The sequence below is a fragment of the Mesorhizobium sp. M7A.F.Ca.US.005.03.2.1 genome, assembly GCF_003997795.1.
GTDB classification, from domain to species: Bacteria; Pseudomonadota; Alphaproteobacteria; order Rhizobiales; family Rhizobiaceae; genus Mesorhizobium; species Mesorhizobium ciceri.
The window spans coordinates 1-7,218 of the sequence record NZ_RZRP01000270.1 but is presented as its reverse complement, the minus strand read 5'-3'; the positions used below and the strand labels follow the sequence as shown (position 1 = coordinate 7,218).

General features: G+C 64.2%; 5 protein-coding genes and 2 pseudogenes. 4 read left to right on the top strand and 3 right to left on the bottom strand.

Going from position 1 to position 7,218, the window contains the following annotated elements:
• The 4 genes and pseudogenes from EN991_RS16555 to EN991_RS16540 all read left to right on the top strand — a co-directional run.
• A pseudogene (locus EN991_RS16555) lies at window positions 1–257 on the top strand (deoxyribose-phosphate aldolase); the annotation flags it as partial.
• A 70-nt stretch (window positions 258–327) separates the two neighbouring features.
• Window positions 328–2,700 carry an aldehyde dehydrogenase family protein gene (locus EN991_RS16550; protein ID WP_127369150.1) on the top strand — a complete coding sequence of 791 codons (2,373 nt, stop codon included), beginning with the start codon at window positions 328–330 and terminating at the stop codon, window positions 2,698–2,700.
• A gap of 186 nt (window positions 2,701–2,886) precedes the next feature.
• Window positions 2,887–3,618, top strand: a complete 732-nt coding sequence (locus EN991_RS16545) for an SDR family oxidoreductase (protein ID WP_013528567.1) — start codon at window positions 2,887–2,889, stop codon at window positions 3,616–3,618.
• Between the two features lie 219 nt (window positions 3,619–3,837).
• Window positions 3,838–4,683, top strand: coding sequence for a fumarylacetoacetate hydrolase family protein (locus tag EN991_RS16540; protein WP_013528568.1), 846 nt, complete (start codon window positions 3,838–3,840; stop codon window positions 4,681–4,683).
• Window positions 4,684–4,848: 165 nt separating this feature from the next.
• Here the strand turns inward: EN991_RS16540 and EN991_RS16535 are convergent, their stop codons facing one another.
• From EN991_RS16535 to EN991_RS16525, 3 genes and pseudogenes are all read right to left on the bottom strand, one after another.
• Window positions 4,849–5,847, bottom strand: a complete 999-nt coding sequence (locus EN991_RS16535; RefSeq protein WP_127369149.1) for an ABC transporter ATP-binding protein — start codon at window positions 5,845–5,847, stop codon at window positions 4,849–4,851.
• A 15-nt stretch (window positions 5,848–5,862) separates the two neighbouring features.
• Entirely contained in the window at window positions 5,863–6,924 is a 1,062-nt protein-coding gene (locus EN991_RS16530; RefSeq protein WP_127369148.1) for a Gfo/Idh/MocA family oxidoreductase, read from the bottom strand.
• A pseudogene (locus EN991_RS16525) lies at window positions 6,921–7,218 on the bottom strand (carbohydrate ABC transporter permease); the annotation flags it as partial. The pseudogene EN991_RS16525 and the gene EN991_RS16530, both read right to left, overlap by 4 nt.

Below are 7,218 nucleotides of genomic sequence, written 5' to 3'. Positions count from 1 at the left end.
TCGCCATGGTGCGTGCCATCAGGGCCTATTTCGAGGAAACCGGCTATCTCATCGGCTTCAAGCCGGCCGGCGGCATTTCCACGGCCAAGGCCTCGCTCGACTGGCTGGTGCTGATGAAGGAAGAGCTCGGCCGGCCATGGCTGGAGCCGGACCTGTTCCGCTTCGGCGCGTCGAGCCTCTTGACCGACATCGAGCGCCAGCTCGAGCACCATTTGACCGGACATTATTCGGCCAATCATCGCCACGCGATGGCGTGAGCCTTTACCCCCACCCCGATCGGCTTTTGCCGATCGACCCTCCCAGGCGGGAGGGTGAAGGAGGCACCTGATGAACATTCTCGATCGCTATCACGCCATGGAATACGGCCCGGCACCGGAGGCCCGCAACGAGGCCGACGCCTGGCTTGCCGCGCGCGATTTCGGCAAGGCGCTGTTCATCGGCGGCGACTGGAAAGCCGCTGCCGGCGGCAAGACCTTCGAGACCAGCGAGCCGTCTTCCGGCAAGCTGCTGGCCGAGGTCTCGGACGCCAATGCCGCCGATATCGACGCGGCGGTTGCGGCCGCCGCCAAGGCGCTGCCGAAGTGGTCGGCAGCCTCAGGCTATCAGCGTGCCAAAGTACTCTATGCCATCGGCCGCGCCATGCAGCGGCATCAGCGCCTGTTCGCGGTGCTTGAGACCATCGACAACGGCAAGCCGATCCGCGAAAGCCGCGATATCGACGTGCCGCTGGCGATCCGCCATTTCATCCACCATGCCGGCTGGGCGCAGGCGCTGGACAGGGATTTCCCCGGCCATAGGGGTGTCGGCGTCGTCGGCCAGATCATCCCGTGGAACTTTCCGTTGCTGATGCTGGCCTGGAAGATCGCGCCGGCGCTCGCCGCCGGCTGCACCGTGGTGCTGAAGCCGGCCGAGTTCACGCCGCTGACCGCCATCCTGTTCGCCGAGATTTGCGAGCGTGCCGGCGTGCCGAAGGGCGTCGTCAACATCGTCCAGGGCGGCCCTGAGGCCGGCGTCGCCATCGTCAACCATCCCGGCGTCCAGAAGATCGCCTTTACCGGCTCTTCCGAGGTCGGCAAGATCATCCGCAAGGCCACCGCCGGCTCGGGCAAGAAACTGTCGCTGGAGCTCGGCGGCAAATCGGCTTTCATCGTCTTCGAGGATGCCGATCTCGACAGCGCCGTCGAAGGCCTGGTCGACGGCATCTGGTTCAACCAGGGCCAGGTCTGCTGCGCCGGTTCGCGGCTCCTGGCGCAGGAAGGCATAGCCGACGCCCTGATCGCCAAGGTCAAGACGCGGATGAGCCGGCTGCGCGTCGGCAGCCCGCTGGACAAGAACACCGATATCGGTCCGCTCGTCGATCTGACCCAGCTCGAGCGCGTCAAGGGCCTGGTTGCCGAAGGCGCCAGACAGGGCGCTGTCTGCTGGCAGCCGGATGCCGCACTGCCGTCCTCCGGCTACTACCTTCTGCCGACGCTCGCCACAGGTGTTTCGCCGGCTAACATATTGGCGCAAGAAGAGGTGTTCGGCCCTGTTCTGGCGACCATGACCTTCCGCAACACCGAGGAAGCGATCGAGCTCGCCAACAACACGCGCTATGGCCTCGCCGCCTCGGTGTGGAGCGAGAACGTCAACCTTGCCCTGCACGTCGCGCCGCAATTGAAGGCCGGCGTGGTCTGGGTCAACGGCACCAACATGTTCGACGCCGCCTGTGGCTTCGGCGGCTACCGCGAGAGTGGTTTCGGTCGTGAGGGCGGGCGCGAGGGCATGTTCGAATATCTCACGGCAAAATTGCCGCTCGGCCCGGTCATCAAGCCGGCGACGATGTCGGCGCAACCGGTCGAGCAGGCCGATGGCGCGGCAATCGACCGTACGGCAAAGCTGTTCATCGGCGGCAAGCAGGTACGGCCGGACGGCAATTATTCGCTGGCTGTCGCCACCGCCAAGGGCAAGCTTGCCGGCGAAGTTGGGCTTGGTAGCCGCAAGGATATCCGCGATGCCGTCTCCGCCGCCCGCGGTGCCAAGGCCTGGCCGGAGGCGACCGCCTATAACAGGTCCCAGGTGCTCTATTATCTGGCCGAGAACCTTTCCGGCCGCGCCGGCGAGTTCGCCGCCCGTCTCACCGAATTGACCGGCGCCACGCCCAAGGCTGCGCGGGAAGAGGTAGAACAATCCATCGAGCGGCTGTTCCTCTATGCCGGTCTGGCCGACAAATTCGAGGGCCGCGTGCACCAACCGCCCGCGCGTGCCGTGACATTGGCGCTGCACGAGCCGGTCGGCGTCGTCGGCATCGTCGCGCCGGATGCCTCGCCGCTGCTCGGCCTGATCTCGCTGATTGCACCCGCACTCGCGATGGGCAACACCGTGGTCGCAGTGCCGTCGGAGCGCTACCCGCTGCTGGCGACCGATCTTTACCAGGTCATCGAATATTCCGACATTCCCTCAGGCGCCATCAACATCGTCACCGGTCGCAGCGCCGAACTCGCCGGCGTGCTGGCCAAGCATGACGATGTCGACGGGCTTTGGGTGTTCGCCGATGCCGAGACCTGCGCCAAGGCGGAAGCCGAGTCCATCGGCAACCTCAAGCGCGTCTGGAGCGGCAATGGCCGCGGCATCGACTGGGCATCCGACCAAGCCGCCGGCGACGCCTTCCTACGCCGCGCCGTCGAGGTCAAGAATGTCTGGGTGCCTTACGGCGATTGATGGCCTGCCGGTACTGTTCAGATCGTGTTCGGGCTTGACGCCCGGACAGATGTTCTTTAACGAGAAAAAACATCTTTATCAGTGAACGGTCAACGGCGCAGGCTGCACGATCACGCGTGACTGGCACATGACGCCTTGGCCAGCCGCAGGTAGACCCGGACTATCCCAGCGGACGAGGAGAACAGCATGGCGGATCTGGCAGGCAAGGTCGTTGTCGTCACGGCAGCGGCGCAAGGGATCGGCAAGGCGAGCGCACTGGCCTTCGCAAAAGCCGGCGCCATCGTCTACGCCACCGACATCAACGAGACGCTGCTGGCGGAACTCGCCAAGACGCCAGGGATCAAGACCCGCAAGCTGGACGTGCTCAACGACGAAGCCGTCAACGCCGCCTTTGCCGAGATCGGTGTCGTCGACGTGCTGTTCAATTGCGCCGGTTTCGTCCATTCGGGCTCGATCCTGGAGATGAAGGACGGCGACCTCGATTTCGCGCTGAACCTCAATGTCCGCGCCATGATCCGCACCAGCCGGGCCGTGCTGCCCGGCATGCTGGAACGCGGCGACGGATCGATCATCAACATGGCCTCGCTGGCCAGTTCCACCAAGGGCGTGCCCAACCGCTTCGTCTATGGCCTGACCAAGGCCGCGGTCATCGGCCTGACCAAGGCGATAGCCGCCGACTATGTCGGCAAGGGCATACGCTGCAACGCCATCTGCCCCGGCACGGTCGAGAGCCCGTCGCTGCAGGACCGCATGCACGCGCAAGGCGACTATGATGCCGCCCGCGCCGCCTTCATCGCCCGCCAGCCGATGGGCCGGCTCGGCACGCCGGAGGAAATCGCCGATCTGGCCGTCTACCTGGCCGGCGCCACGTACACGTCCGGGCAGGCCTACAATATCGACGGCGGCTGGTCGATCTGACTGCGGAAATCTTGCGTGGGCCGGACGATCTGGCCCGTTGCCGGCGTTCAACAGGGGATCGAACAGTCTGAAAATCCCGCGCGCCGGCTATCTTGTATGGCGATCGCGCTTGTCCGTAGTCAGGTCGGTGAGTACGGTCCGCCGGTTCCTTGAAGGAGCAATCGCCTTGGCGGAAAGTTTGCAAAAGGCCGCGAGGCCGCAATCAGGAGAAGGATTTAGATGAAACTGCTGCGCTATGGCGAGGTGGGAAGCGAACGTCCCGGCCTGCTCGATGCGGATGGAACGATCCGTGATCTCTCCGCTCACGTCACCGATATCGGCGGCAAGGCACTCGATCCGGCATCGCTGGCAGCACTCGCCAAGCTAGATCCGAAGTCGCTGCCGGCGGTTTCCGGCAGCCCGCGCCTCGGCGCCTGCGTTGCCGGCACGGGCAAGTTCATCTGCATCGGCCTGAACTATTCCGACCACGCCGCCGAGACCGGCGCTACCGTGCCGCCGGAGCCGATCATCTTCATGAAGGCAAGCTCGGCCATTGTCGGGCCGGATGACGACGTGCTGATCCCCCGCGGCTCGGAGAAGACCGACTGGGAAGTCGAGCTGGCCGTGATCATCGGCAAAACCGCCAAATATGTCAGCGAAGCCGACGCGCTCGACTATGTCGCCGGCTATAGCGTCGCCCACGACGTCTCAGAGCGCGCCTTCCAGGCCGAGCGCCAGGGCCAGTGGACCAAGGGCAAGAGCTGCGACACATTCGGCCCTACCGGCCCATGGCTGGTGACCAAGGACGAGGTAGCCGATCCGCAGAACCTCAAAATGTGGCTGACCGTCAACGGCAAGACGATGCAGAACGGCTCGACCAAGACCATGGTCTATGGCGTCAAGTATCTGGTGTCCTATCTCAGCCAGTTCATGTCGCTGCACCCCGGCGACATCATCTCCACCGGCACGCCGCCCGGCGTCGGGCTGGGCATGAAGCCGCCGGTGTTCTTGAAGGCCGGCGATGTGGTTGAACTGGGCATTGAAGGCCTGGGGCAGCAGAAGCAGACGTTCAAGGCGGACGTTTAGGCAGTACATTTCGGGGTCAGCGCTGCCCCTTCATCCGGCCGCTTCGCGGCCACCTTCTCCCCGCTGGGGAGAAGAGACTGGCGTCGGCGCTGGCAATCTCCTCTCCCCTCGGGGAGAGGTCAGCCGAGCGAAACGGAGGCTGGGTGAGGGCCAGCGCCGGCGTATCTACTTCAGCACCTTCCCATCCGTACCAAACCGATACGTCTTCGCCGGATCCGGCGTCGCATACAGCGTGGCACCCGGCTCGGCATCGTAAACACCAAAAATCCGCACGGTGATCAGCCCGGCCTTCTCGCAGTCGAGATAGAGGTTGGTGTCGGCGCCGAGATGCTCGGCGTGCACCACCGTTCCCTTCCAGGAGCCGGATTTCGGATCGACGGTCAGATGTTCCGGCCGCACGCCGATTGTCTTGGCGGTTTCGCCGAGACGGGCGCCGTCGACGAAATTCATCTTCGGCGAGCCGATGAAGCCGGCGACGAACTCATTTGCCGGCGAATTGTAGAGCTCCATCGGGCCACCGATCTGCTCGATTTTCCCTGCGTTGAGCACTACGATCTTGTCGGCCAGGGTCATCGCCTCGACCTGGTCGTGGGTGACGTAGATCATCGTTGCCTTCAGCCGGCGATGCAGCTGCGCGATCTCCAGCCTTGTGTTGACGCGCAGTGCGGCATCGAGGTTGGACAATGGCTCATCGAAGAGAAAAAGCTTCGGCTCGCGCACCACGGCGCGGCCGATGGCGACACGCTGGCGCTGGCCGCCGGAGAGTTCGGCCGGCCGCCTTTCGAGATAGGGCTCCAGCGACAGCATCGACGAGGCTATGCCGATGCGGCGCTCGATCTCGGCCGCCGGCGTGCCGGCCTGCTTGAGGCCGAGGCCCATATTGTTCTTCACCGTCAGATGCGGATAGAGCGCATAGGTCTGGAACACCATGGCGATGCCGCGCTTGGCCGGCGGCGTGGCCGAAACGTCCGCGCCGTCGATGACGACGCGGCCCGAGGTCGAATCCTCCAGCCCGGCAATGACCCTGAGCAGGGTCGACTTGCCGCAGCCGGACGGCCCGACGAAAACGACGAACTCGCCGTCGTTCACTTCGAGGTTGATGCCCTTCAGCACCTCGACCGGCCCAAAGGCCTTCTTCACGTTCTCGATGTTCAGCGAGCCCACGGCTTCGTCCCTGTTCTAGAGTTTGAGGGCGGCGCCGCTGCGCACGCTCTCGTCGGCGGCAAGGCAGACGGCGAGCGATTTGACCGCGTCGTCCATGTGTTTGGCGAGGTCCAGATCCTCGCGGATTGCCTTCAGCACGAAGGCCTGTTCGAGGTCGCAGAGGTCCTGATGGCCGGGTTCGCCTGCCATCGACAGCATTTCGTCGGCCTTGAGAAACTTGCCGTCCGCGTCGGCCGCCGCATTGTGCAGGCGGATGGTCGAGGTCTTGGTGTGGGTGTCGATGTCATCGGACTTCACACCTTCCTTCATGACGATCGACACGCAGCCATTGGGCGAGATGACGTCCTTCACGAAGAAGGCGGTTTCCGAAATCATCGGCCCCCAGCCGGCCTCATACCAGCCGACCGAACCGTCGTCGAACAGCACCTGCAAGTGGCCGTAATTGTACATCGAGGGCGCGACCTCGTCGGTCAGCCGCACGCCCATGCCGCGCACTTCCACGGGCTTCGCATCGGTGATCTGCAGCATGACGTCGAGATAGTGCACGCCGCAATCGACGATCGGCGAGGTCGTCTGCATCAACTGCTTGTGCGTCTCCCAGGTATGGCCCGAGGATTGCTGGTTGAGGTTCATGCGGAAGACGTAGGGGCCGCCGAGCTTGCGCGCTTCGGCGATGAGCCTGATCCAGGACGGGTGATGGCGCAGGATGTAGCCGATCACCAGCTTCCTGCCGTTGGCCTTGGCCGCCGCGACGACGCGCCTGGCATCGGCCACCGTCGTTGCCAGCGGCTTTTCGACGAAGACGTGGCAACCGGCCTCGAACGCCTTCACCGCATAGTCGGCATGGCTGTCGGAATAGGTGGCGATGCAGGCGACATCGGGCTTTTCATCGCGCAATGCCTCGTCGAAGGAGCGCTTGATGCCGTAACCCGACAGCCCGTCCGGCAGCGGCACGTCGGAGCGATTGATCAGCGCCGCGATCTGGAAACCTGGATTGGTATGGTAGGCCAGCGCATGGCTGCGACCCATATTGCCAAGCCCGGCGACGACGACGCGCAGAGGGGTTTCAGAACTCACTTCACCGCTCCGGAAGTAATGCCGCGGATCAACTGCCGCGAGAAGATGACGTAGAGGATCAGCACCGGCATGATCGCCAGCGACAGCGCCGCCAGGATAGCGTTCCAGTTGGTGACGAACTGGCCGAGGAACAGCTGGGCGCCGAGCGTCACCGTCTTGGTTTCTTCCGACGGCGCCAGGATCAGCGGGAACCACAGGTCATTCCAGATCGGGATCATGGTGAAGACGGCGACGGTTGCCATCGACGGCCTGACCAGTGGCAGCACCAGGCGGAAGAAGATGGTGTATTCCGAC